This is a genomic window from Micromonospora sp. NPDC051227 (genome assembly GCF_044455385.1).
GTDB lineage: Bacteria > Actinomycetota > Actinomycetes > Mycobacteriales > Micromonosporaceae > Micromonospora.
Genome location: NZ_JBITET010000001.1, coordinates 333,472 through 357,234, shown reverse-complemented (window position 1 = coordinate 357,234; position 23,763 = coordinate 333,472). Strand labels below are relative to the sequence as shown.

Sequence of the window (23,763 nt, the reverse complement as noted above, 5' to 3'; positions counted from 1 at the left end):
CGACGCCTCGGCTCCGAACCGGGGCGCGTCTCCCACGGCACGCTGGACGGCGGTCCTTCCCCGGAGCGCCGCACCGGGGGATGATGCCGGTGCGACGGCGGTCAACCGTGGAGGTCAGGCGATGGCGACGCGTACCCCGGATGGTGTGGGCGGATCGCGAGCCCGGCTGCGTGGCGGTCTGCTGTTCGTCGCATTCGGCCTGCTGACGTATGCCGGCGTGAGCGCTGTCGACGCGCCGACCCGCGCTTTGGGGGTGTCCTGGTCGATCATCGGAATGGCCGGCGCGCTCGGCGTGCCGACCATCATGTTCGCGGCCCGACGCCGGTCCCCGCGTCTGGAGGACGCCGCCCGTCTGCTGATGGCGATGGCCGCGCTCGCCGCGCTGGCGGTCGGGGTCGCCCTGGCGCCGGAGGGTGCCGAGCGCGGGTTCGTCGTCGCGGTGAGCGGGGTGCTGGCCGCAGCGCTGGCACTGTACGCGTTGCTCGCCGGTGACCTGCGGCGAACGTGCCGGGGCGCGGCCTGACCCGCCGGTCAGACCGCGCCCCTTCGTCCGAGGTCAGCCGGTTACCCCGCTACTGACCACCCACTTCTGGTGTGCGCCGCCCGCGTACGTGCCGAGCTGGATCTGGGTGCGGTCGGCGCTGCTACCGCCGGCGGCCTCCAGGACCTTGCCGGACTGCGGGTTGCGGATCGACCCGTCGGCCTGCGGCTGCCAGACCTGCGCGCCGCTGCCGTTGCAGGTCCAGAGCTGAACCTTCGTGCCGTTGGCGGTGCCGCCGTTGTCCACGTCCAGGCACTTGCCCAGCACCCGGTACGTGTCGCCGACCTTCGTCCACGACTGTGCGGTGGTGCCGTTGCAGGTCCAGAGCTGGATCTTCGTGCCGTCGGCGGTGCCGGCGTTGTCGACGTCCAGGCACTTGCCACCGACGCCGGTGATGGTGCCGCCGGTCGGCGGCGGGGGACTGCCCGGGATCGAGTTGAGCGTGTACCACGCCTCGGTGCTCCACAGGGACTGGCCGCTGGTGGAGGTGAACGGGCGCGGTGACCGCAGGTGCACCACCCGGCCGGCCTTGCGACCGGGCACCGTGAGGCTGACCTTCTTGCCGTCCGCCGAGAGGGTGGCCGAGGTGACGGTCAGGGTCTCCTCGTCGATCTTCGGACCGCCGTAGTTCGACGTCGCCACGTACCGCCACTGCTTGAGCTTGTAGCGCGCGGCCAGGTCGGTGGCGGTCGCCGTCGACACCGGCTGGGTGTACTCCACCTCGAAGCCGGTCGTGGTGGCGCGCATCGCGAGCATCTCGAACGCGGTGGCGGTGTTCGGGGTGAGCTTCTGCAGGCCGTACGACAGCTTGCCGGTCTGGCCCCAGTTGCCGCCCGCGCCGAGCCCGCCGACGTAGATGGCGCCGTCCGGGCCGACGTTGACCTCGGAGACGCCCGCCTCCAGGCCCTGGGTGAGCCGGAACAGCGCGCCCTGGTACTCGCCGTTTACCTTCTCCACATTGGCCCGTTGCAGGCCGCCGTACGTCACGTCGCCGATGACGAACTGGCCGGCGTATCGACCGCTGGTCAGGTAGAGCGGCGTGCTGGGCGAGTTGGCGATCTCGTTCTGGGGCATCCAGAGCACCGGCTGCGTGACCGGGGCGGTGTCGAACGGACCCGCCGGGTTTGTGAAGTGGTTGAAGAACCGGCCCTGCTTGACGTGCACCAGCTTCGACGAGGGCAGCCAGCCGCCCTGGTTGTCGGTGACGAAGATGCCGCCCTCCGGGCCCCAGCCGATGCCGTGTGGCGTACGCAGACCGCCGGCGACGTAGCTGACCGCTCCGGTGTCCTTGTTGACCTTGAGGGTGGTGCCCCGGTTGGTGGCGGGCTGCGGGTTGGTGGTGGCGCCGCCGGAGTTGATCGACACCGACAGGTTCAGATAGAAGAACCCGTCCTGGTAGAGCAGGCCGAACGCGAACTCGTGGAAGTTGCCGCCGTACGGCCAGGTGGCGACGGTCTCCAGGCGCTCGGCCACCTCGTCACCGCCGGTGTTCACCAGCCGGGTCAACCGCTGCTTCTCGGTCACGTAGACCACCCCGTCGACGACCTTGAGCCCCATCGGTTCCTTGAGGCCGCCGGCGATTTTCTTGGTGGTCACGTTGCCCGGGGTTGTCGAACCGCCGGTGTTGCCGAGGATCCAGACCTCGCCGTCCTGCGAGGTGCCGGACTGGTCGCTGCCGCCCCAGGTGCTGATGACCAGCCGGCCGTCGGCCAGCCAGTCCATGCCGGTGACCTTTGGCTGGAACCCGCTGGGCCGCAGGTTGGTCAGCGTGTAGCCGGGGTGCACGCCGGTCAGCGGCAGGCCGTCACCGGGGGTGTCGGAGACACCCTCGCACTCCTTGCGCCCGGGTGCTGTCACCCGGACCACGCCGGCGTCGGTGCTCAGCGCCGAGTTCGGTACGACCACGAAGGTCGACGAACCGGGAGTCTTCCACTCCAGGGTGATCTGCTGCCCGCCTCCACGCTCGAAGTGGTCGATGCGCAGCGGGTGCAGACCGGCGGTGAGGGTGACAGTGCCCTCTTTCGGCGGGGTCGCGCCGTGCAGGCCGTCATGGTTGATCACCACGGCGTTGTCGATCGACAGCTTGGAGCCGTCGTCGCTGCTGAGCCGGAAGGTGTAGCTGCCGGCCTGGGTGGTGGTGATGTTGCCGAGCACCTGCGAGACGAAGTTGTCCTCGAAGCCGAAGTCGGCCGCCGAGGTCCAGTTGATGGTGGACATCAGCTTGTCCACGTTCGGGGTCTGGGCGGGCTTGAGCGTGCACAGCTCGGACAGCGGCACCTGCACGTCGAAGACGCGCAGCGTGACGCCCGGTTCCTGCGCGGGGGCGGCACTGGCGGGGACGGCCCAGAGACCGGCGGCGAGGACGAGTGCCAGCGCACCCAGGACGGGATGGTGGAGTCGGCGTAGCAGGCGTGTGCCCATCGTTCCTCCAGGAGGCAGTGGAGTGTCCGACGGCCGGCGTGGAGCAGCGGTGAGGATGACCGTCGGCCCGGCTCCGTAACGTCCTCGACGCCGACGAGTGACGTTGCGGAAACACCGGGTGGATGGCTCGGAACATTAAGGCGTTTCGATTGGACTGTCCATGGCTTCGCCTCGATACATCAAAAGTTTCCAATGTCCGTGCGAAAGTTCGCGAGGGTACGCGAAGAATGCCCGGCTATTGCGACGGTCTACCGACGTCCGCGCCGCGCCTGACCGCCGGGCCGGTTGCCGCTCTTCCGGATCGGGTTTGTGGACTTGCGGGTTGCGGCTCCGCCCCGGCCCGCGCCGCCGGCGGACCGGCGATCCACAGCGGAGGCTCCGCGCGTGGCGGGTCGACGGCGGGCCGCCACCAGCACGATCGCCGAGACCACGACGACGATCAGGGCCGGGATCAGCCAGGCCGGGAACCCGCTGCCGCGTTGCTCCTGCGTGGCGCCGGCCGGGTCGTCCGCCGCAGGGCCGGTGGGGGCGACCGGGCTGCCGCTGGCCCCGGGGCTGGTCGATCCCTCGCCCTCGGCCTGGGCGAGCAGCGCCGGGTCCGGCCCCGCCGTGGGTGCCGACCAGCCGGCCGGGGCCGGCGTGCCCGGGCCCTGGTAGTCGAAGGTCACCTCGCCCCGCACCGCCTCGCCGTCGGAGGCGACCGAGAGGTAGCTGGCGGTGTAGCGGCCCTTCGCCGGCCAGTGCGCGACGGTCACCATGGCCGGGAAGCCGGTGTGGTAGAGCCGTGGCTCGAACACGCCGTTGACCATGAAGTACTCGGTGACCGGCTTGTCCAGTCGCTTCGGCTCACCGTAGGACCAGCCGTTGTCCACTCGCGACCCGTCCGGACCGCTGATGGCGAAGTGCGCGTTGGACGCTGGCTTTTCGGTGAAGTACAACGCCAACTGGGTCAGCGGCTCGCGTACGACAGTGCCCTTCAACGGCGTCGAGGTCGCCAGCTGGCCATGCGCGGACGCCGGGGCGACCGGCAGCAGCAACGACACCACCACTGTCGCCGCCAGCGCCACCACTACACGGCTCAGGATCTTACGCACAGTGACCAGATTCGATCGCATTCGTTCATCATGGTCATTTCCCCGGCACCGAACAAGACGTAGAGTTCTCCTCCCCGACGATCAACCCGACACCCGCCCCCCTCGCGTCGTTCGGAGCCCGCCCGTGTTCGTCCGTACCCCCGCCGCCCGGACCGCCGTCGCCCTCGCCGCCGCCACCCTCGCCGCCCTGCTCCTCGCCGGTTGCGGGCAGGACGACGACCCCTCGGTGGCCACCCCCTCGACGGTGCCGACGTCCGCGACCCCGTCGAGCGCCGCCCCCGCCGCGCCGACCGCGACGGCCACCAGCACGCCCAGCGCCTCCGCCAGCACCACCGCGGTGGACCAACAGATCACCGTCACGATCGCGAAGAAGCGGGTCGATCCGCCGACCGGCCGGGTCACCGTCAGTAAGGGCCAGCTGGTCCGGATCACCGTCACCTCCGACGTGGCCGACGAACTGCACGTGCACGGCTACGACCAGGGCGCCCGGCTGCCGGCCGGCACGCCCGGCTCGGTGGAGTTCCGCGCCGACAAGACCGGGCTGTTCGAGGTGGAGACGCACGAGTCCGAGCTGGTGCTCTTCCAGCTCGTCGTCCGCTGAACGACATGACGGCCGCTCCCACGCTGCTGGCACACGGCGTCGGTGGCCGCCAGGACCTGCCGATCACACTGCCACAGCTCGTCGTCGCCGCAGCGCTGACCCTCGTCGTCACGTTCGTGGCGCTGGGCCTGCTCTGGCGCGAACCCCGGCTCGACCGGGAGGCCACCGGCGGTCGCCCGGTGCCGCGGTGGCTCGTCCGACTCGTCGACGCGCCCGCGTTCCGGTGGACGCTGCGCGGGCTCGGCCTGCTCGCCGCCGCCTGGTTCTGCCTCGGTCTGCTGGGCGGGCCGGACACCGCGGGCAACCCGACCGCCGGGGCGCTCTACGTGCTGCTCTGGGTCGGGCTGGCCCCGCTGTCGCTGCTGCTCGGCCCGATCTGGCGGGCGGTCAACCCGCTGCGTACGGTGCACCTGCTCGTGGCGCTGGCGGCGCGGCGCGACCCGAACCGCGGGCTCCGTGAGCTGCCCGACGGCGTCGGTTGGTGGCCGGCCGCCGCCACGGTGTTCGGGTTCGTCTGGCTGGAACTGGTCGCCCCCGACCGGGCCACCCTGCCGGTCATCACCGCCTGGCTGGCCGGGTACGCGGTGGTCCTGCTGGCCGGCGCGGTGCTGTTCGGCGCCGGCTGGTTCGACCACGCCGACCCGTTCGAGGCGTACAGCACGGTGATCGGTCAGCTCGCCCCGCTCGGCCGGGCCGCCGACGGCGTGCTGGTGTGGCGCAACCCGCTCGACGGGATCGCCGGCCTGCGACCCCGCCCCGGGCTGGTCGCCGTGGTGATCGTGCTGCTCGGCTCGACCATGTTCGACAGCCTCTCCAACGCGCCGGGCTGGTTGCGCTTCAGCCAGGAGAACGGCCTGCACCCGGCGGTCACCGGCAGCGCCGGTCTGAGCCTCGTCATCGCCGCCGTCGCGGTGGCGTACCTCGCCGCCGCCGGTGCCGCGGCGCGCATCGGCCGCGCCGACGCGGCCGAGGCCCGTGGGGTGCCGGGCGAGATCGCCCACTCCATCGTGCCGATCGCGGTGGGGTACGTGGTCGCGCACTACTACTCGCTGCTGATCCTGGAGGGCCAGCGCACCGTCGCGCTGCTCTCCGACCCCCTGGGCACCGGCGCCAACTGGCTCGGCACCGCCGACTGGGAACCGCAGACCGCGCTGATCACGCCCTCCGGGGTGGCGACCCTCCAGATCACCGTCATCATCCTCGGGCACCTGCTCGGCACGCTGCTGGCCCACGACCGCGCCCTGTACCTGTTTCCCCGAGCCCGGGCGGTGGCCGGCCAACTACCCCTGCTGGCACTGATGGTCGCCTACACCGTCGCCGGTCTGCTGCTGCTCTACGCGGGGTAGCCCCGACCGGGTGCCGACCCGTGCGTCATGATGGCCCGTGGACTCCGATCTTCAGCGCTACCTCGATGACCTCGTCAGCACCGCCCGGGGCGTGCTCGGCACCGACCTGGTCGGCGCGTACGCGGCCGGCTCGGTGGGGCTCGGGGCGTACCAGCCCGGCCGCAGCGACGTGGACGTGGCGCTGCTCAGCGCCGGGCCGCTCACCGAGGTCGCCAAGCAGACGTTGGTCGCCCGGCTGCGGCACGAGGCGCTGCCCTGCCCCGCGCGCGGACTGGAGCTGGTCGTCTACGACCGGGCGGTGGCCGCCTCCGGCACCCCGGAGCCCGGCTTCGAGGTCGAACTGAACACCGGGGCCGCCATGCCGTTCCGGCGTACCCTCGACCCCGGCGACCGCCCGGCCGCCGACGGCCGATTCTGGTACGCCCTCGATCGCAGCATCCTGCACCAGAGTGGACTCCCACTGCTCGGCCCGTCGGCGGGGGAGGCCTTCGCCGACCTCGCCCCGGCCGACCTGCGCCGGCTGCTCATCGAGGCGCTCTCCTGGTGGCTCGCCCTGCCGACACCGCCGGCCGACCAACCCGCGCCCGGCACCGAGGACGCCGTACTCGGCGCCTGCCGTTCGCTGGTGCGCCACCGCGACGGCGTCTGGTTGGCGAAGGTCGCCGCCGGTCAGCGGCTGATCGATGCCGGCGACCGGGCCGAGGTGATCCGTCAGGCGGTCGCCGCACGCCACGGCGGGCCACCGCCCACCGGGGGGCAGGCCCGCGCCTTCCAACAACGGGTACGCGACGAGATCGCCGGGTAGCGGTCGCTGGGCGGGCCCTGCGGCGCTCAGCGGACCGGGCGGGACTCCAGCGAGGCGAAGAGCAGGTTGAGGCCCTCGGTCATGGTCGGGTGGGTGATGACCGCGTCCCGCAGTGCGGTCCACGGCATCCCGGCGAGCATGGCGAACTGCACCGAGGTGATCACCTCACCGGCCTCGGCGCCGAGCAGCGCCGCGCCGAGGATCCGGTCGGTGCTGGTGTCGATGACCGCCTTCCAAATGCCCTGGGTCTGGCGCAGGGTGCGTGCCCGAGGGATGGCGGCGACCGGCAGGTGGGCAACCTGGATGTCGTACCCGGCGCGGCGCGCCTCGGTCTCGGTCAGCCCGATCCGCGCCAGTTCCGGGGTGGTGAAGACGGTGTACGGGATCAGCCGGTCGGCGGTGCTGCGCTGGCCTCCCGCGAGATTCGCCCGGATGATCCGGTAGTCGTCCAACGAGACGTGGGTGAACTGCGGGCTGCCGGCGACGTCCCCGGCCGCCCAGGTGCGCTCGGCGCTGGTGCGCAGGTGCTCGTCGACCTCCACGAAGCCCCGCTCGCTGAGCCGCACGCCGGCCACGTCCAAGCCGAGCCCGTCGGTGACCGGTTCCCGGCCGGCCGCCACCAGCACGTCGTCCCCGATCACCACGCTGCCGTCGTCGAGCGTCACCCGCAGCGAGCCGTCGGCCTCCCGGTCGACCCGCGCGACCGCGACACCCACCCGTACGTGGATGCCATCATCGAGGAAGACGCGCATCACCGCGTCGCTGATGTCCGGGTCCTCGCGGGTGAGCAGCCGTGGACCACCCTCGACCACTGTCACCGCGCTGCCGAACAGCGCGAACATCTGCGCGAACTCCACCCCGACGGTGCCGCCGCCGAGCACCACCAGCCGGGCCGGCAGCCGATCCAGGTGCAGCAACTCGTCGCTGGTGAGCACCCCGGCCTCGGCCATCCCGGGCACCGACGGCAGATGGGGCCGGGTGCCCGTGTTGATCACCACGTCGCTGCCGCGCAGCAGTCGTTCGCCGCCGTCGGCGAGTGCCACTCGTACGGTTCGTGGGCCGACGAACCGGGCCTCGCCGATCACCAGGTGCAGGCCGGAGTCGAGGAACTGCTGCCGGTTGGCGGCGACCATCCCCTCGACCACGTCCTGCTTGTGCGCGCGCAAGAGGTCGATGTCGACCCGGCCGCCCTCCACCGTCAGGCCGAGCGCCGACGCGTCCCGCAGTTGGCGGGCGGCCCGCGCGCTGGTCACCAGCGCCTTCGTCGGGATGCACGCGACGTTGATGCAGCTGCCGCCGATCATGGCGCGCTCGACCATGGCGACCCGCTGACCGGATCGGGCGACGTCCATGCTCAACGTCTTGCCGGCCTTGCCGCCACCGACGACGAGCAGGTCGAACTCCTCCGGTTGGTCGGTCACCGGGCGCTCCTCTCGGTCACCGGCCAGGCCGGCGGCCACCGCTGATGCGCGGCGGCCAGCCCAGCCTGCCAGCTCAACCGGATACCGCGACCCGGTTCCACGCAGAATCCGCCCGGGCCGCCCCCATTCCGCGATCTTGCACTTACTGTCCCGACGTAAGGGGGCATTCCGCGCATCTCGGCGACCGAAACTGCAAGATCGGCGCGGGCGGGGCGTTCCTTGAGCGGTCGGCCCAGTCGCCCTCTTGAGTGGCTTGGTCATCGATCGACGACCGGGCGGCGGTCGGCCCGGGCCCGTGCGGATCCGCTCCGGGCCCGGTTGCAACCGCGGCTGAGGTCAGTGCCGGGCGGCGCCGTTCTCGCTGACCGGCTGCCCGAAGGCCAGGAATGGTACGGGCGTCGGTGCGTCCGTGCCGATGTGCCGAGGGAAGGCCCGCTCGGCGTCGTCGGCGTTGACCTCCCGGGCCGCCGTGCGTTCGGACGTCGTCGACTCGTCCGCCACCGCCGGTGCGTCCGCATGCTCGTCGTTCGCCTGCTCCGCCGGGGCTCGGTCGCCACTGGCCTGCTCCACCGGGATCAGGTCGGCGTAGCCGTTCTCGACCGGGCTCCGGTCGGCAGGTGCGGCGTCGAGCGGGGCGCGGTCGGTAGTGGCGCGGTCGGCGTCCGCGTCGTCCACTGTGGGTCGCTCCGCGGGGTGCCTGTCGACGCCGACGCGGTCGACGTTGAGCCGCTCGACACCTACCCGCTCCGGGGCGGGCCGCTCGGCGCTTAAGCGGGAGCCCACCATCGGGTACTCGGCGGTCTCCGTACCGCCGGCTGCCGCGGCCATGACCGCGGCGGCGGCGAGGTCGGCCACCCGCTTCGCCTCCCGCTGTACGCGGGCGCGGACCTCCTTGGCGTGCCGCTCGGCGGAGTCCCCGGCACGCCGGGCCTCGTCCAACCGGGCGCTTTCGGCGGTCAGGTCCCGCCGGACCTCACTGAGTCGCTGCTGCATCCGGGACAGCTCGTTCTCCAGCGTCTCGCCCTCCTGGCGGATCTCGGCGAGCTGCTGGCGGCCGGTGTTCAGCTCGGTGTTCAGCTCGGCGGCCTCCTGTCGGCGCTCCTCAAGCTCCTTCTGCAGGGCGGCGAGCTGCTGCTGATGGCTGGCGGCCTGCTCGTCGGCGCGGTTGCGCAGCTCGGTCACGTGCTGCTGCGCCTCGGCCAGTAGCCCGGCGATCTGCTGCTCGGTCGCGCTGCGCTCCTCGGCCAGCTCCTGCTCGGCGGCGGCCTGCTGTTCGGCGATGTCCTGCTCGGCGGCGGTACGTCGTTCGTTGACCTCCCGCTCCACGTTGGCCTGCCACTGGGCCATCTCCTGCTGGTGCTTGGAGCGGGCCGACTGGAGTTCCTGCTGGATCTGGGTACGGGCCGACTTCATCAGCGCGTCGGCGGCGACCCGGGTCTGGTTGAGCTGCTGCGCGCTCTGCTCGGTGATCCGCTTGGCCTCGTGCTGGGCGCGCTCGTGCGCGGCCTCACCGTCGGCCCGCAACTGCTCGGCGTGCTCGCGGATCGCTGTCAATTCGGCCTCGGCCAGGGTGCGCCGTTCCTCGTGCGCCTGCTCCTGCTCGGCCCGCCGGGCGGCCAGCTCCTCGGCCAGATCCTGACGTGCCTGCGCGGCCCGCTCACGGGTGTCGGCGAGGATCCGCTCGGACTCGCTGCGCAGCTCGTTTGCCCGGTCGGTGGCCGACTCGGTGATGATGCCAGCCTGCTTCTCGGCGAGCGCCATGATCTCGCCGACCATCGGGCCCAGATCGTGGAATGAAGCGCGGTCCACCTGCACGGGTTGCTCCTGAAGCTCGGCCAGTTCGGCGCGCAGCCGCTGCACCTCGGCGGTCAGTTCACGGACGCGGACGGCGGAACGCCCGTGCTCCCCGCTCAGCATCGCGATCTGGCCGTCCAGCTGCTCCAGGTGCCGGTCCACCTGGCGTTTGTCGTATCCGCGCAGGGCGAGCTCGAAGCTCGGCCGGGAGGCCGCATCGTCGCGTGCTGCGTGCGGCTCAGCGCCGAGGGACATGCACCATCCTCCGTACGATCGGGGCGTCAGGGTCGGCGGTCGCCTGCCCCACGGGCCGTCAGTGTGGCGCAACGCTACCGCCGAGCGGACCTCATGCGAAGTCCTGCCCCACCACCTCTCACGTTGCCATCCCGCGTTGCCCCGATCCCGCGCCGATCATGGACTCGTCGTGTCGGAAAGGTGGTGCTCCACCACCTTTGTCATCCAGCACCACTCCATGATCGACGCAGGCCAACATGGGAACCGTACGGCGACGTGGTCGCGCGAGGTCAGCGTCGGCGGGCGACCAGGACCGCGTCGTGGAGGGTGATGTCCTCGCCGTTCTGGTTGGTGGCGAGGCGGGAGCGTTCCTCCGCCGCCAGCACCTCCCAGTGGGCCGGCTTCAGATCGGCGGCCACGTCCTGCGCGGTGTACATCGCGTCCGGCATGTGCATCCGGTGCGCCAACCCCCACAGATCGGACGGGTGGTGCCCGACGATCAGCAGGACGCCACCGGGTGCCACCGCCGCGGCCAGGCGGCCGAACAGCTCCCGCCGCTCCGTCGGTGGCAGGTGCATGAACTGCGCGGACACCAGGTCGTACGCCTCCTCGGTGGGCGGCTTGTCCCGTAGGTCGGCGTGGGTGAACTCGATCCGGTCGCCCACGCCGACGGCCTCGGCGTGCGCGGCGGCCCGGCTCAACGCCGTGGTGGAGATGTCCACCGCCGTCACCTGCCAGCCGCGCTCGGCCAACCACACCGCGTCGGCGCCCTCGCCGCTGCCCACGTCCAGGGCGCGGCCCGGGGCCAGGTCGGTGACCTCGGCGACCAGTTGCGGGTTCGGCCGGCCACTCCAGACCGAGGGGCGGGACTGGTAGCGCTCCTCCCACGCGGGTTCCTCGAACGTCGTGGCCACCAACTGCCGGTACGCGGACACCGCGTCGCGGGTCTCCTCGGCGATGAGGTCGGCGTTGATCGCCGCCGCCGCGTTCAGGCCGGCAGCGGCGGACGTGATCACCTGACCGCGGATGTCGGCCACGTTGCCCGCCACCCAGACACCCGGAACGGTCGTCGCGCCGGTGGCGTCGGTCGGGATCTGGGCGCCGATGACGTGCTCACCCATCGTCACCTCCTCCGGAGCCAGGCCCAGCCCCACCAGCACGTCTGCGCGGGGAGTGAGCCGGGTCGCCACCACGATCGCGTCGAGCGCCACCACCCGGCCGTCGGCGAGCCGTACACCGGTCAGCGCGTCGTCGGTCACCTCCACGGCGGCGACCGGACCGGGCACCACCGCGATGCTGCGGGCGGCGAGCCGCTCGGCTGTCTCCGCGTCCGGCGCCGGGGAGTCGTGCAGGAGGAGCAGCACGCTCGGGCTCCACTGTCGCCACATCTCGGCCTGGTGCACGCTCAACGGGCTGGTCGCCAGGACGCCGATCCGCCGGTCGCGAACCTCCCACCCGTGGCAGTACGGGCAGTGCAGCACGTCGCGACCCCACCGCTGGGCCAGGCCGGGCACGTCGGGCAGCTCGTCGGTCAGACCGGTGGTCACCAGCAGCCGGCGGGCCCGCACCGAATCCCCGCCGTCGAGGCTCAGCCGGAACCCGTCGTCGTCGCGGGCCGCAGCCTGCACCCGCCCGGTGCGGAACTGCCCGCCGTACCCGGCCACCTCCGCCCGGCCGATCGTGAGCAGCTCGCCCGGCGGCGTCCCCTCCCGGCCCAGGTAGTTGTGTATCCGGTCGGCCGGCGCATTGCGCGGCTCACCGGAGTCGATCACCAGCACCGATCGTCGGGCCCGGCTCAGCGCCAGGGCCCCGCTGAGCCCTGCGGCACCGCCACCCACCACCACCACGTCATATGTCTCGTCCACCGGTATATCTCCCTCTTGCTCTGTCGGCTGCGCCCACCATCCGTCGCCGTCGGCATGGTGGCAACTATCCTTGCCGTTATGGCAAACGAGGACAGCGCCGCGCTGGCGGCCGTCGGCCCCCGGCTACGTGCCCTGCGTCACCAACGCGGGACCACGCTGACCCAGCTCGCCGACCTGACCGGCATCTCGGTGAGCACCCTGTCCCGGCTGGAGTCCGGTAGCCGTCGGCCCACCCTGGAGCTGCTGCTCCCGCTGGCGAGGGCCTACCAGGTGGCGCTTGACGAACTGGTCGACGCCCCCGCCACCGGCGACCCCCGGGTACGCCCCAAACCGATCGTCATCCACGGCGTGACTCACCTGCCGCTGACCCGCCGACCGGGCGGCGTGCAGGCGTTCAAGCAGATCTTCCCGCCGGACCCGTCCGCCGGGGGCCGAACCCCACAGGCCCACGAGGGGTACGAGTGGCTCTACGTGCTCTCCGGCCGGCTACGCCTGCTGCTCGGTGACCGTGATCTGACGCTGACCCCGGGGGAGGTGGCCGAGTTCGACACCCGCATTCCGCACCTCTTCTTCAACCCCGGCCCCGGCACCGCCGAAGCCCTCAGCCTCTTCGGGCCGCAGGGGGAACGGTTGCACGTCCGCGCCCGCCCCGCCACACCGGACAAGCAGCGGTAATCCGTACGAATCTTCGGGAGTGGAGTGTCCAGGCGCTGCTCAACCCCACTTGCGGTGAGCCTCGACGGTGAGTCGCCGGGTCTGAGCAATCTGGTCGGCCGCCTCAACTGCTGGCATCGCTCTACCCGGTCAGCACGCTCCTGCTCGCGCGGGTCGTGTTGCGCGAGCGCGCCACCCGGGTGCAGTGGGCCGGTGTGGGGTACCGCCCGGATGCATCGTCGCTCAGGTGGTGTAGTCAGCGTTGATCCGGATGTATCCTTCAGTGAGGTCGCACCCGTACACGGTGAAGGCGTCGGCGCCGATCCCCAGGTCGACCTCGATCACAACGTCGTCGCCTTCGAGGTGACGCCGCAGCCGAACCAGGGTCTCCTCAGTGGCCGGTGTCGGATAGACCTCGATACCGCCGAAGCCAATCCGTACCCGTTGCTGGTCGATGTCTTCGTCGTCCTCGCACTTGCCGACCGCCATGGCTACCCGGCCCCAGTTCGGGTCCGCGCCGTGCACGGCCGTCTTCACCAGCGGTGAGTTGACGATGGCCTTGCCGACCCGCTTGGCCTGCTGGCCGTCCCGGGCGCCGCTGACCCGTACCTCGATGAGTTTGCTGGCACCCTCCCCGTCGCGGGCGACCATCCGCACCAGATCCAGTGCGACCGTGTACAACGCCTGTTCGAACTCGTCCAGATCGACCGGCCCGGCCAGGCCGTTGGCGAAGACGGCCGCGGTGTCGCTGGTGGAGGTGTCGGTGTCGATGCTGACCGCGTTGAAGGTGCGAGCGATAACCGACCGGAACACCCGGTCCAGGTCGACCGGCTCGATGCGGGCGTCTGTACAGAAGAACGTCAACAGGGTGGCCATGTTCGGTTCGATCATGCCGACGCCCTTCGCGACACCGACGATGCTCGCCGCTCCGCAGCTGACCCGCACCACCTTGGGCGTGGTGTCGGTGGTCATGATCGCCCGTGCGATCCGGTCGAAATCGGCAGCAGGAAAGGGCCACCGAAGCTCGGCCAGGCGCTGTCGCACCCGCGGCATCGGATACTGCTTCCCGATCACCCCGGTCGACGCGATCAGCAGCTCGTCGTCGTCCAGCCCGGCGGCGCGAGCCACGATGGACCGCACCTCGCGGGCGTTCTCCAGCCCTTCCTTGCCGGTGGCCACGTTCGCGTTGCGGGAGAGCACCACGACGCCGCGGGCGGACGATGTCGACGCCGCCGAACGGCTGAGCACGACGCTGGGGCCGGCGAACCGGGAGCGGGTGAACACTGCGGCGCTGACCGCAGGCACCTCGGAGACCAGGGCGGCGAAGTCGTCCTCGTCCTCCTTGAGCCCGGCGTTCGCGACCACCGCGCGGAACCCCTGCGGAACAATCATGTACTGCTCCATCCTTCTCACCTCGGCCCGGTCCTGGCCCTCGAATTTCGCGGCGGACGACGTCAAGGCTCACACCAGCTCGGACACCTCTGACCTGTCGGTCACCGGGGTGAGCAGACCTGCGGACACCGGCACGGCCAAGCCGAAGCCCATCGACGGGCAGCCGCAACAGCCCTCCTCGTGAAACACGGTATCAATGGCCTACCTACTTCCCGGGGTTGCCGTGAGCTGGGCTGAGACCGGCGCGGAGCGTACCGGCGCTGGTGGGCCCTGTCCGGGGATGGCGGGCGGTACCGACGGCGACCACCGTGGTGGTCCGACCGGCCCTGATGGCCCGACAAGCAGCAGTGATCGAGCCCGACTCTGCCCGGTCGGCTGGTCCGCACGCCCGGACCGTCGGTGCGACGATGACGCGATGACCGATTTGGAACCCCCGCGCTGGAACGACCGGATTGAGCACCGTGACATCGTCGTCAACGAGGCGCCGGGCTTCCGCCCGGTGACGGTGGACATTGTCTTGCCGGTGGGGGCACCCCGACTGGCCCCGGTCCTGGTGTGGATCCACGGCGGCGCGTGGCTGTTCGGCTCGCCCAAGCACCCGGCGGACTGGCTCATGAAGGCGGATCCGTTCACCGCCGCCATCCGTGCGGGATTCGCGGTCGCCTCCGCGCAGTACCGGCTCAGCGGGGAGGCGCACTTCCCCGCTCAACTCGACGACGTCAAGGCGGCGGTGCGTTGGCTGCGCCGACACGGCGACAAGGTCGGCGTGGACGGCGAGCGGATCGGCGTGTGGGGTGAGTCGGCCGGTGGGCACCTGGCCTCGATGGTCGCGCTGACGGGGGACGACCAGGACGACAGCGGCGTCCGGGCGGCAGTCTGCTGGTACGCGCCATCGAACCTGTTGACCATGCAGTCACAGGCACACCCGTCCGGGACGATCGACCACGACGCGGCGGACTCACCCGAGTCACTGCTGATCGGCGCCCCGTTGGCCGACAACCCGCGGCTGGGCTCGGCGGCCAGTCCGATCACCTACGTCACCGACCAGGCTCCGCCCATGTTGCTGATCCACGGCGACCAGGACCTGGTCGTACCGGTGGGGCAGAGCGAGGAACTTGCCGCGGCGTTGACCGCGGCGGGTGCCGAGGTCGAGTTGTCGGTGGTGCAGGGGGCCGACCACTGTTTCGCCGGAGTGCCGCTGGAGCCGCTGGTCCGCGACACCCTGGCGTTCTTCACTCGGGTCCTCGCCCCCGGGTCCGGGGTGCTGACGCCTCACTAGGGTGACCCGGTGACCGTCTACGACGTCGCCGCCAAACTTCCTGACATCGACCGGCTGCGGCAGCGCTGCAAGGCGTTGGCCGTACTCGAACGCATACGCCTTCCGCCGCGCGGGTCGACGAGATGATCGTCGTCATCGGAAACGGCCACGTCCGACGAGCCGGTCCTACCCGTGCTGGCAGGCTCACGCCTGCTGTTCTCCGGGCACGACGACTGCTACGTGGCTGTCGAAACGACGGACCGCGCGGTGCCCGCGGCGGTCCTCGGCCGGCTCCTGGCCTACGACGTCGCGAGCAGGGCGTGGCGGTTGCCGAGGTGGTTGCGCCACTCCCGAATCAGTGACGTCGACCGTCGTGGTCGTCGGGTGACGTGCCGCGAGGGCCGGACCCGAATGACAGTCCTGCCGGGCGGGCTTCGAACTGTGCGCGCCGACCTTCCGTGTTTATGATCGACAACCCCCGACCGGGGATCCGACCTGGCCGATCGGTTTGGCCCCGAGCAGAGTTGAGGTGCGCGACGGTGATCCGCGAGGCGTACGCCTGCTGGGTGCGCGAACCCGGCGTGGCCGAGATCCGGCCGGTGTCGCTGACCGCCCCGCGCCCCGACGAGGTGCTGGTCCGGGCCCGCTACTCGGGGGTCAGCCGGGGCACCGAGACGCTGGTGTTCGCCGGCCGGGTGCCCGCCGACCAGTACGCCTCGATGCGCGCGCCGTTTCAGGAGGGCGAGTTCCCCGGCCCGGTGAAGTACGGCTACCTCAGCGTCGGCGTGGTCGAGCAGGGCCCGCCGGAGCTGCTCGGGCGGACGGTGTTCTGCCTGCACCCGCACCAGAGCGCGTACGTCGTGCCGGTGAGTGCGGTGGTGCCGGTGCCGGAGGGGGTGCCGGCCGCCCGAGCGGTGCTCGCCGGCACTGTGGAGACCGCCGTCAACGCGCTGTGGGACGCGGCGCCGCTGGTCGGCGACCGGGTCACCGTGATCGGCGCGGGCATGGTGGGTTGCTGCGTCGCGACGCTGCTGGCCCGGTTCCCCGGCGTGCACGTCGAGCTGGTCGACACCGACGCGCGCAGGGCCGGCGTTGCCGGAGCCCTCGGCGTCGACTTCGCCAACCCGGCCGACGCCCAAGGTGACCGGGACCTTGTCGTGCACGCCAGCGCCACCGCCGCCGGCCTGCAACAGTCGCTGGACCTGCTCGCCCCGGAGGGCACAGTCATCGAGCTGAGCTGGTACGGCGACCGCCCGGTGCAGGTGTCACTGGGCGGCGCGTTCCACTCCGGTCGACTCAGCGTGCGCAGCAGCCAGGTCGGCATGGTGGCACCCGCCCGACGGGGACGGCGCAGTTACGCCGACCGACTGGCGCTCGCCCTGGACCTGCTCGACGACCCGGCCTTCGACGCGTTGATCACCGGCGCGTCGCGCTTCGCGGAGCTGCCGGACGTGCTCGCCAGACTGACCTCGGGCGACCTGCCCGCGCTCTGCCACCTCATCACCTACGACGACGGAGAGTGACAGTGTTCAGCGTGACAGTTCGGGACCACATGATGATCGCCCACAGTTTCCGAGGCGAGGTGTTCGGGCCCGCCCAACGGCTGCACGGCGCGACGTTCGTGGTGGACGCGACGTTCCGCCGGCCGGACCTGGACGCCGACGGGATCGTGGTGGACATCGGCCTGGCCACCGAGCAGCTACGGACCGTGCTGAGCGAGCTGACCTACCGCAACCTCGACGACGAGGCGGCGTTCGCCGGGGTGAACACCACAACGGAGGTGCTGGCCCGTACGGTCGCGGACCGGCTGGTCGAGCGGGTGCACGCCGGTGAGCTGGGCGCGGGGGCGCGCGACCTGACCGGCATCACTGTCACCCTGCACGAGTCGCACATCGCCTGGGCGAGCTACGAGCGGTCGTTGTGACCGACGCGGGCCGGGCGGTGCACGTCGTCCTGCCCGGTGACATCGACGACCCGGCCACGCCCAGCGGCGGCAACTCCTACGACCGGCGGATCTGCGCGGGGCTGGGCGAGCGGGGCTGGTCGGTGCACGAGCATCAGGTGCCCGGCGCGTGGCCGCACCCCGACCTGGCCGACCGGGCGACGCTGGGCGGGGTGCTCGCCGCCGCTCCCGACGACGCCGTGGTGCTGATCGACGGCCTGATCGCCTCGACCGTGCCGGACCTGCTCGCCCCGCACGCCAGTCGGCTGCGCCTGGTGCTCCTGGTGCACCTGCCGCTGGACGACGAGCCGGAGGCCCGCGCCCTGGCCACCGCCCGGGCCGTCGTCACTACCAGCGAATGGACCCGCCGTGCCCTGCTGGCCCGCCACCCGGCCCTCGCCGGCCGGGTCCGGGCCGCGCCGCCCGGTGTGCGGCCCGCGCCGGCCGCGGCCGGCGCGGTGGCCGGCGACCGGTTGCTCTGCGTCGCGGCGGTCACCCACCACAAGGGGTACGACGTGCTGGTCGACGCGTTGGCGACGCTGGTCGGCCGGCCCTGGACGATGGTCTGTGCGGGCACCCTGGCCCGGGAACCGGATCTCGTGCACCGGCTGCGCGACCGGTTGACCGGAGCGGGCCTCACCGAGCGGGTGCGGCTGGTCGGCCCGCTGACCGGCGCGGCGTTGGACGACGCGTTCGCCGACGCCGACCTGCTGGTGCTGCCATCGAGAGGCGAGACGTACGGCATGGTCGTCACCGAGGCGCTGGCCCGCGGCCTGCCGGTGGTGACCACCGAGGTTGGCGGCCTGCCGGAGGCGCTCGGTCACGCACCCGACGGTGACCGACCGGGACTGCTGGTCCCGCCCGGCGACCCGGCGGCCCTGGCCGCCGCGCTGATCCGCTGGCTGGACGATGACGCGCTGCGCGCCCGGCTGCGGGGTGCCGCTCTCGCCCGGCGTGACACCCTGACCGACTGGCCGGTGACCACCGCGCTGCTGGCCGGCGTGCTGAAGGAGGTGGCGGAATGACCGCCGAGGAGACCCTGCCGTTCGCCGACTGGCTGCGGTTGCGTGAGCCGGCCGACGCGGCGGCGCGCGCCGAGGACCTGCTGGACGCCGTCCGGGCCCGGCTGACCGGGCACACCCCGACGGTGATCCACGACCTGGGCAGCGGCACCGGGTCGATGAGTCGGTGGCTGGCCGCCCGGCTGCCCGGGCCACAGCACTGGGTGCTGCACGACCGGGACGCCGACCTGCTGGCCCGGGCCGCCGAGGGCATGAGGGGGGTGACCGCCGCCGACGGCACCCCGGTCACCGTCCACACCCGCTGCGGCGACCTCACCCGGCTGACCGCCGCCGACCTCGCCGACGGTTCCCTGGTCACCGCGTCCGCGCTGCTGGACATGCTCACCGCGGAGGAGGTCGAACGGGTGGCGGCGGCCTGCGTCGGCCGACCAGCCCTGTTCGCCATCTCGGTGACCGGGCGGGTCCGGTTCACCCCGACCGACCCGCTCGACGAGGCGGTCGAGGCCGCGTTCAACGACCACCAGCGGCGTACCGCCGAGGGCCGGCGGCTGCTTGGCCCGGATGCCGCCGCCGCCACCGCCGCCGCGTTCGCCCGGCGCGGCGTCGACGTGCGGGAACGACCCAGCCCGTGGCGTCTCGGCCCGGAGCAGGCCGACCTGATCGCCGAATGGTTCCAAGGGTGGCTCGGGGCGGCCTGCGAGCAGCGCCCGGACCTGGCCGGGCCCGCCCAGGCGTACGCCCGCCGCCGGTTGGCCGACGCGGCCGGTCGACTCACAGTGCTTGTCGAACACACTGACCTCCTCGCCGGTGGATGAACCGTTCACACCCTGGGTACGTGCACTAGGGCAAGTGGACGATCTTCAAAGGGGAGGCCGGCGCCGATGTTCTGGGCCTGGGCACGAGTGGTCGGCGGGGTGGGTCTGCTCGCCGTCCTGCTGTGGCAGGTGGGCAGCGGCCCGTTCCTCGCCGGAGTACGACTGATCGACGCGTCAGCGTTGGCTGCGGCGCTGGTCATCGGAGTGCTCACCACTGTCTGCGCGGCGTGGCGGTGGAGCCTGGTCGCCGGCGGTCTCGGCGTACGCCTGCCGCTGGCGACAGCGGTGGCGCACTGCTACCGGGCCGTGTTCCTCAACGCCACCCTGCCCGGCGGGGTGCTCGGTGACGTGCACCGGGCGGTACGCCACGGCCGCGACGCCGGTGACGTGAGCCGGGGCATCCGCGCGGTGGTCTGGGAACGTGCCGCCGGGCAGGTGGTCCTGGTCGGGGTCGCGCTGGTGGTGCTCGCCGCCTTCCCGTCCCCGGTACGGCCGTACCTGCCGGTCGCCGTCGCGCTGCTCGTCGCCGGCGGGCTGCTCGTCGTGCTGTTGGCCCGGGGCCTTCCCAACGGTGGCGGGTCGCGCTGGGCGACGGCACTGCGGACCGCCGTGGCGGACGTACGGTCGGGGCTGCTGGCGCGGCGCACCTGGTTCGGTGTGCTGGTCGCCTCGGCCGTGATGATCGCCGGACACCTGGCCACCTTCCTGGTGGCGGCGCGTACCGCCGGGTCGGACGCGCCGCTGTCCCGACTGCTGCCGTTGACGTTGCTCGCCCTGCTCGCCATGGGTCTGCCGCTGAACGTGGCCGGTTTCGGGCCGCGCGAGGGGGTGGCGGCGTGGGTGTTCGGCGCGGCCGGCCTCAGCGCGGCCGAGGGCGTCGCCACCGCCACCGTCTACGGCGCACTGGTGTTGGTGGCCAGCCTGCCCGGTGCCGCCGTGTTGCTGGCCCGTCGGCGCCGAATTCCGGCCGCCGCTCGGGAAGCCGCCTCCGGCGGCGGATGTTGAGTCGGTTGTGAGACGGTACGCGTCGCCGGACGGCGGTGGCGCCGGACAAAGGAGTCCCATGCCCGAAGCATTGCCGGTTGCCACGATCCGCACGCAGGTCACGGTGCCGCTGGCGTTTCCGGATGGCTACACCACGACCGCCCGGGTGTTCACCTTCAAGGGCCTGGTGGACGGTCGGGAGCACCTGGCCCTCGGCCTTGGCGACTGGGCGGGCGCCCTGGACCGGCTCGCCGTCGGGGGAGAAGCCCCGCTGGTCCGTCCGCACAGCGAGTGCCTGACCGGCGACGTGTTCGGCAGCCAACGCTGCGACTGCGGCCCGCAACTGCGCGAGGCGGTGCAGCGGATCGCCGAGACCGGCGGTTTCCTGCTCTACCTACGACAGGAGGGCCGTGGCATCGGCCTGTACGCCAAACTCGACGCGTACGCGTTGCAGGACGCCGGGTTGGACACCTACCAGGCCAACGTCGCGTTGGGCCGCGGCGAGGACGAGCGGGACTACACCGCCGCCGCGCAGATGCTGGCCACGTTGGGTGTGCCGCGGGTCCGACTGCTGAGCAGCAACCCGGACAAGGCCGAGCAGTTGACCCGGCTGGGCGTGGACGTGGCCGAACGGGTGCTCACCAGCGTCTTCCTCTCGCCGGCCAACGCCGACTACCTGGCGGCGAAGGCGGCCAAGGCGGCAGAGGCCAAGGCGGCGGACGTCGAGGCGGCGGAGGTCGAGGCGGCGGAGGTCGAGGCTGCGGAGGTCGAGGCGGCCGAGGCGGCGGATGCGCTCGCGGGCCGTGCTCCTGAGCGACCCGTCTCCCGATGAGCGGGCGGCCGGGGCCGACGCGGCCGTACGTGCTGCTGAGTTGTGCCGCCTCCATCGACGGGTACATCGACGACGCCTCCGAGCAGCGGTTACTGCTGTCCAACGAGGAGGACCTGGACCGCGTCGACGCGGTCCGGGCCAGCTGCGATGCCATCCTGGTCGGCGCTGGCACCGTCCGACGAGACGACCCTCGGCTGCTGGTGCGATCCCCGAGCCGCCGGGCCGAGCGGGTGGCGGCCGGTCGGCCCGCGTCGCCCACCAAGGTCACCCTGACCGCCCAGGGCGACCTCGACCCGACCGCCCGCTTCTTCACCGCCGGTGATTCGGCCCGGCTCGTCTACTGCGCCACCGGCGCGCTGGAGAAGACCGAGGAGCGGGTCGGCCGACTGGCCACCGTGATCGACGCGGGTGAGCCCGTCGGCCCGGGGTGGCTGCTGACCGACCTGGCCGCCCGGGGCGTACAGCGGCTGATGGTGGAGGGCGGCGGGACGGTGCACGCCCAGTTCCTCGCCGCCGGCCTCGCCGACGAACTGCACCTGGTGGTCGCCCCGTTCTTCGTCGGTGACGGCCGGGCGCCCCGGTTCGTCGGCGAGGGTCGATTCCCCTGGCACCCGGGTCGTCGTGCCCGCCTGGCCGAGGCCCGCCAGATCGGCGACGTCGTCCTGCTCCGCTACGCCCTCTCCACCCGCTGCCACACCGGCCCCGCACGCCCTAACGGTTGATCATGGGGTTGGCGGGTGATTTGATCTCGGCAGAACCCGCCAACCTCATGATCAACCAGACTGGGTGGGTGGGGTTATTGTGTGGACGGTGGGGGTGGGTTCGGACAGGATTTCCGGATGTCCGTACCGAGCCTGGCTTTGCTGCGCTGGCAGTTCGACCTGACGTGGTCGCTGTTCGAGTACCACCTGGAGCGACTCGAACCCGCGGACTTCCTCTGGGAGCCGGCCGACCACTGCTGGTCGGTGCGGCAGAGCACCGACGGAACCTGGACCCCGGACTGGGCCGACACCGAACCCGACCCGGTCCCGGTGCCGACGATCGGCTGGCTCACCTGGCACGTCGGCTGGTGGTGGACCGTGGCGATGGACCATCTCCGGGGTGGATCAGCGCGGCAGCGCACGGCCGTTGTCTGGCCGGGTGCGGGCGAGCCCAGCGTCGCCTGGCTGCGTGACCTGCGCACCGAATGGCTCGGTCTGCTCGACCAGCTCGACGACAGCGACCTCGACCGCATCGCGACGTTTCCCTGGCCGGACGGGACCGACCACACCGTCACCCACACGATCTGTTGGGTCAACTCGGAGCTGATGAAGAACGTCGCGGAGATCGGTCAGCTCCGGCTGCTCCGCGCCGCAGGGACCGATCGGCACGGCCCGGCTGCTCGACCGTAGTACTTTCGTCACACGGAGTGGCGTGACGAAACCGGAGGCGGCGTGCTCAGTGCCCGGTGTGTCGAGTGCGAGGCGGACCTGCCCGTCGGCGCCGGCCGGGGGCGCCCGCGCCGCTACTGCTCCCGACGCTGCCAGGCCCGCGCGTACCGCAGGCGTCGTGAGCACGGCCCCACCAGCACCCCGCGTCGGATTCGGAACCTTCCCGCGCCGACCGGCGGCGACCCGCGTCACCAGTTGGTCGCCCTCGCGGTCGAGCTGGCGGACGCCGGGGGTCTGGACGCCGTCTCCCTGCGGGTCCTCGCCCAACGCGCGGGCCTGCCCGCCCACGCCGTGTACCGGCACGTCCGGAACCGGGCCGACCTCCTCGCCGCGATGGCCGAGCAGATCACCGCCACCCGCCCGTCCGGCACCGCACCCCTACCGCGTGATCCGCGCCGACGGCTCGAACGGTTGGCCGGAGACGAGTGGGCGATGTACCGCCGCCATCCGTGGCTGCTGGCCATCCTCGCCACCGACCGGCCACCGACCGGGCCGGCGGTACTCGCCATGGTCGACCGGGTGGTGGCGGCATTCACCGGCGCCGGGTACGACCCCGCCGAGGCGTTCCGCGCCTACCTGGCGCTCAGCGGCTACATCCAGGGGATGGCCCTGCTCATCCGGCGTGACCCCGGGGACACCACCTACCACGCCTGGTGGTCGGCGACCCTCACCCGGCTGGAGCGGACCGGCCGTACCCGCGACCGACCATGGCTGGCCGCGGCCGGGCAGACCAGACCCGACACCGACCTGGACACCTGGTTCCTGTTCGGCCTGCGCGGCCTGCTCGACGGCCTGTTGCACAGCCCCGCTCGGTAGGGTGGCCGGCGTGCCGCGACTGGTGAAAGTCACTCATGTCAATGTGGAAGCCGCGTGCCGGGTGAGCGTGCGGCCCGACCAGGAGAAGTTCTCGTCTCCGGTCGCCTGGTCCCTCGCCGAGGCGTACGCGCAGCCCGAGATCGCGTGGCCGCGTCTGATCGTCGAGGATGACGAGATCGTCGGCTTCCTGATGGGCTTCTTCGACATCGTGTGGGATCCGGCCCAACCGGACGACAGGCGCTCAGGGTTGTGGCGGCTGAACATCGCCGCCGAGCACCAGGGCCGGGGGTACGGCCGCTTCGCGGTACAGGCCGTCCGCGACGAGGCCCGCCGACGTGGGCACGATCGCGTCTACACGACGTGGAAGCCGGGGCCGGACGGCCCGGAGCAGTTCTACCTGAAACTCGGGTTCCAGCTGACCGGGGAGACCAGCGAGGACGAGGTGGTGGGCGTCCGCTCCACCCACTGACCGGACGCCACCGACCACCCCGGACCG

At 72.0% G+C, this 23,763-nt stretch carries 22 protein-coding genes; 16 read left to right on the top strand and 6 right to left on the bottom strand.

Annotation, left to right across the window (positions count from 1 at the left end):
- Positions 1-121: 121 nt before the first annotated feature.
- On the top strand, positions 122-523 hold the full coding sequence (locus ACIA47_RS01700) for a hypothetical protein (protein WP_203122693.1): 402 nt from the start codon (positions 122-124) through the stop codon (positions 521-523).
- 33 nt (positions 524-556) lie between these two features.
- Here the strand turns inward: ACIA47_RS01700 and ACIA47_RS01695 are convergent, their stop codons facing one another.
- Positions 557-2,962 (bottom strand): ricin-type beta-trefoil lectin domain protein, encoded by a 2,406-nt coding sequence (locus ACIA47_RS01695; protein WP_396704576.1) that lies wholly within the window; start codon positions 2,960-2,962, stop codon positions 557-559.
- A gap of 248 nt (positions 2,963-3,210) precedes the next feature.
- On the bottom strand, positions 3,211-4,077 hold the full coding sequence (locus ACIA47_RS01690; protein ID WP_396704574.1) for a copper resistance protein CopC: 867 nt from the start codon (positions 4,075-4,077) through the stop codon (positions 3,211-3,213).
- Positions 4,078-4,180: 103 nt separating this feature from the next.
- Between ACIA47_RS01690 and ACIA47_RS01685 the strand changes: the two genes are divergently transcribed.
- From ACIA47_RS01685 to ACIA47_RS01675, 3 genes are read left to right on the top strand one after another with little or no spacing between them, the layout of a single operon-like run.
- Entirely contained in the window at positions 4,181-4,657 is a 477-nt protein-coding gene (locus tag ACIA47_RS01685; protein ID WP_396704572.1) for a hypothetical protein, read from the top strand.
- Positions 4,658-4,662: 5 nt separating this feature from the next.
- A complete protein-coding gene (locus ACIA47_RS01680; protein ID WP_396704570.1) occupies positions 4,663-6,003 on the top strand; it encodes a hypothetical protein in 1,341 nt (446 codons plus the stop codon).
- 37 nt (positions 6,004-6,040) lie between these two features.
- A complete protein-coding gene (locus tag ACIA47_RS01675; protein WP_203125410.1) occupies positions 6,041-6,808 on the top strand; it encodes a nucleotidyltransferase domain-containing protein in 768 nt (255 codons plus the stop codon).
- Between the two features lie 26 nt (positions 6,809-6,834).
- On the opposite strand, the gene ACIA47_RS01670 is transcribed toward ACIA47_RS01675, so the two are convergent.
- From ACIA47_RS01670 to ACIA47_RS01660, 3 genes are all read right to left on the bottom strand, one after another.
- Positions 6,835-8,229 (bottom strand): dihydrolipoyl dehydrogenase family protein, encoded by a 1,395-nt coding sequence (locus ACIA47_RS01670; RefSeq protein WP_396704568.1) that lies wholly within the window; start codon positions 8,227-8,229, stop codon positions 6,835-6,837.
- A 336-nt stretch (positions 8,230-8,565) separates the two neighbouring features.
- On the bottom strand, positions 8,566-10,278 hold the full coding sequence (locus tag ACIA47_RS01665; protein WP_396704566.1) for a hypothetical protein: 1,713 nt from the start codon (positions 10,276-10,278) through the stop codon (positions 8,566-8,568).
- A gap of 269 nt (positions 10,279-10,547) precedes the next feature.
- Positions 10,548-12,122: an FAD-dependent oxidoreductase gene (locus tag ACIA47_RS01660; protein WP_396704564.1), complete on the bottom strand. Its 1,575-nt coding sequence runs from the start codon at positions 12,120-12,122 to the stop codon at positions 10,548-10,550.
- Between the two features lie 78 nt (positions 12,123-12,200).
- Between ACIA47_RS01660 and ACIA47_RS01655 the strand changes: the two genes are divergently transcribed.
- Positions 12,201-12,797 (top strand): helix-turn-helix domain-containing protein, encoded by a 597-nt coding sequence (locus ACIA47_RS01655; RefSeq protein ID WP_396704562.1) that lies wholly within the window; start codon positions 12,201-12,203, stop codon positions 12,795-12,797.
- Between the two features lie 222 nt (positions 12,798-13,019).
- On the opposite strand, the gene argJ is transcribed toward ACIA47_RS01655, so the two are convergent.
- Complete coding sequence (argJ, locus tag ACIA47_RS01650; RefSeq protein ID WP_396704560.1) at positions 13,020-14,180, bottom strand: bifunctional glutamate N-acetyltransferase/amino-acid acetyltransferase ArgJ; 1,161 nt, start codon at positions 14,178-14,180, stop codon at positions 13,020-13,022.
- Positions 14,181-14,583: 403 nt separating this feature from the next.
- On the opposite strand from argJ, the gene ACIA47_RS01645 reads away from it, so the two are divergent.
- The 11 genes from ACIA47_RS01645 to ACIA47_RS01595 all read left to right on the top strand — a co-directional run bounded on the left by ACIA47_RS01645 (position 14,584) and on the right by ACIA47_RS01595 (position 23,736).
- Positions 14,584-15,447, top strand: a complete 864-nt coding sequence (locus ACIA47_RS01645) for an alpha/beta hydrolase (protein ID WP_203125384.1) — start codon at positions 14,584-14,586, stop codon at positions 15,445-15,447.
- Between the two features lie 518 nt (positions 15,448-15,965).
- Positions 15,966-16,949, top strand: a complete 984-nt coding sequence (locus ACIA47_RS01640) for a dehydrogenase (RefSeq protein ID WP_396704558.1) — start codon at positions 15,966-15,968, stop codon at positions 16,947-16,949.
- A gap of 2 nt (positions 16,950-16,951) precedes the next feature.
- Complete coding sequence (locus tag ACIA47_RS01635; protein ID WP_203125380.1) at positions 16,952-17,350, top strand: 6-carboxytetrahydropterin synthase; 399 nt, start codon at positions 16,952-16,954, stop codon at positions 17,348-17,350.
- On the top strand, positions 17,347-18,393 hold the full coding sequence (locus ACIA47_RS01630; protein ID WP_396704556.1) for a glycosyltransferase family 4 protein: 1,047 nt from the start codon (positions 17,347-17,349) through the stop codon (positions 18,391-18,393). The genes ACIA47_RS01635 and ACIA47_RS01630 overlap by 4 nt, the downstream gene beginning before the upstream one ends.
- Positions 18,390-19,205, top strand: coding sequence for a class I SAM-dependent methyltransferase (locus ACIA47_RS01625; RefSeq protein ID WP_396704554.1), 816 nt, complete (start codon positions 18,390-18,392; stop codon positions 19,203-19,205). The genes ACIA47_RS01630 and ACIA47_RS01625 overlap by 4 nt, the downstream gene beginning before the upstream one ends.
- 66 nt (positions 19,206-19,271) lie before the next feature.
- Positions 19,272-20,210, top strand: coding sequence for a YbhN family protein (locus ACIA47_RS01620; protein WP_396704552.1), 939 nt, complete (start codon positions 19,272-19,274; stop codon positions 20,208-20,210).
- Positions 20,211-20,268: 58 nt separating this feature from the next.
- A complete protein-coding gene (ribA, locus tag ACIA47_RS01615; RefSeq protein WP_396704550.1) occupies positions 20,269-21,021 on the top strand; it encodes a GTP cyclohydrolase II in 753 nt (250 codons plus the stop codon).
- Positions 21,018-21,743 (top strand): RibD family protein, encoded by a 726-nt coding sequence (locus ACIA47_RS01610; RefSeq protein ID WP_396704548.1) that lies wholly within the window; start codon positions 21,018-21,020, stop codon positions 21,741-21,743. Before ribA ends, ACIA47_RS01610 begins: the two co-directional genes overlap by 4 nt.
- 117 nt (positions 21,744-21,860) lie before the next feature.
- Entirely contained in the window at positions 21,861-22,412 is a 552-nt protein-coding gene (locus ACIA47_RS01605) for a DinB family protein (protein WP_396704546.1), read from the top strand.
- Positions 22,413-22,454: 42 nt separating this feature from the next.
- On the top strand, positions 22,455-23,267 hold the full coding sequence (locus ACIA47_RS01600; RefSeq protein WP_396704544.1) for a TetR/AcrR family transcriptional regulator: 813 nt from the start codon (positions 22,455-22,457) through the stop codon (positions 23,265-23,267).
- A 61-nt stretch (positions 23,268-23,328) separates the two neighbouring features.
- On the top strand, positions 23,329-23,736 hold the full coding sequence (locus ACIA47_RS01595; protein ID WP_396704541.1) for a GNAT family N-acetyltransferase: 408 nt from the start codon (positions 23,329-23,331) through the stop codon (positions 23,734-23,736).
- The last annotated feature ends 27 nt before the right edge of the window (positions 23,737-23,763 follow it).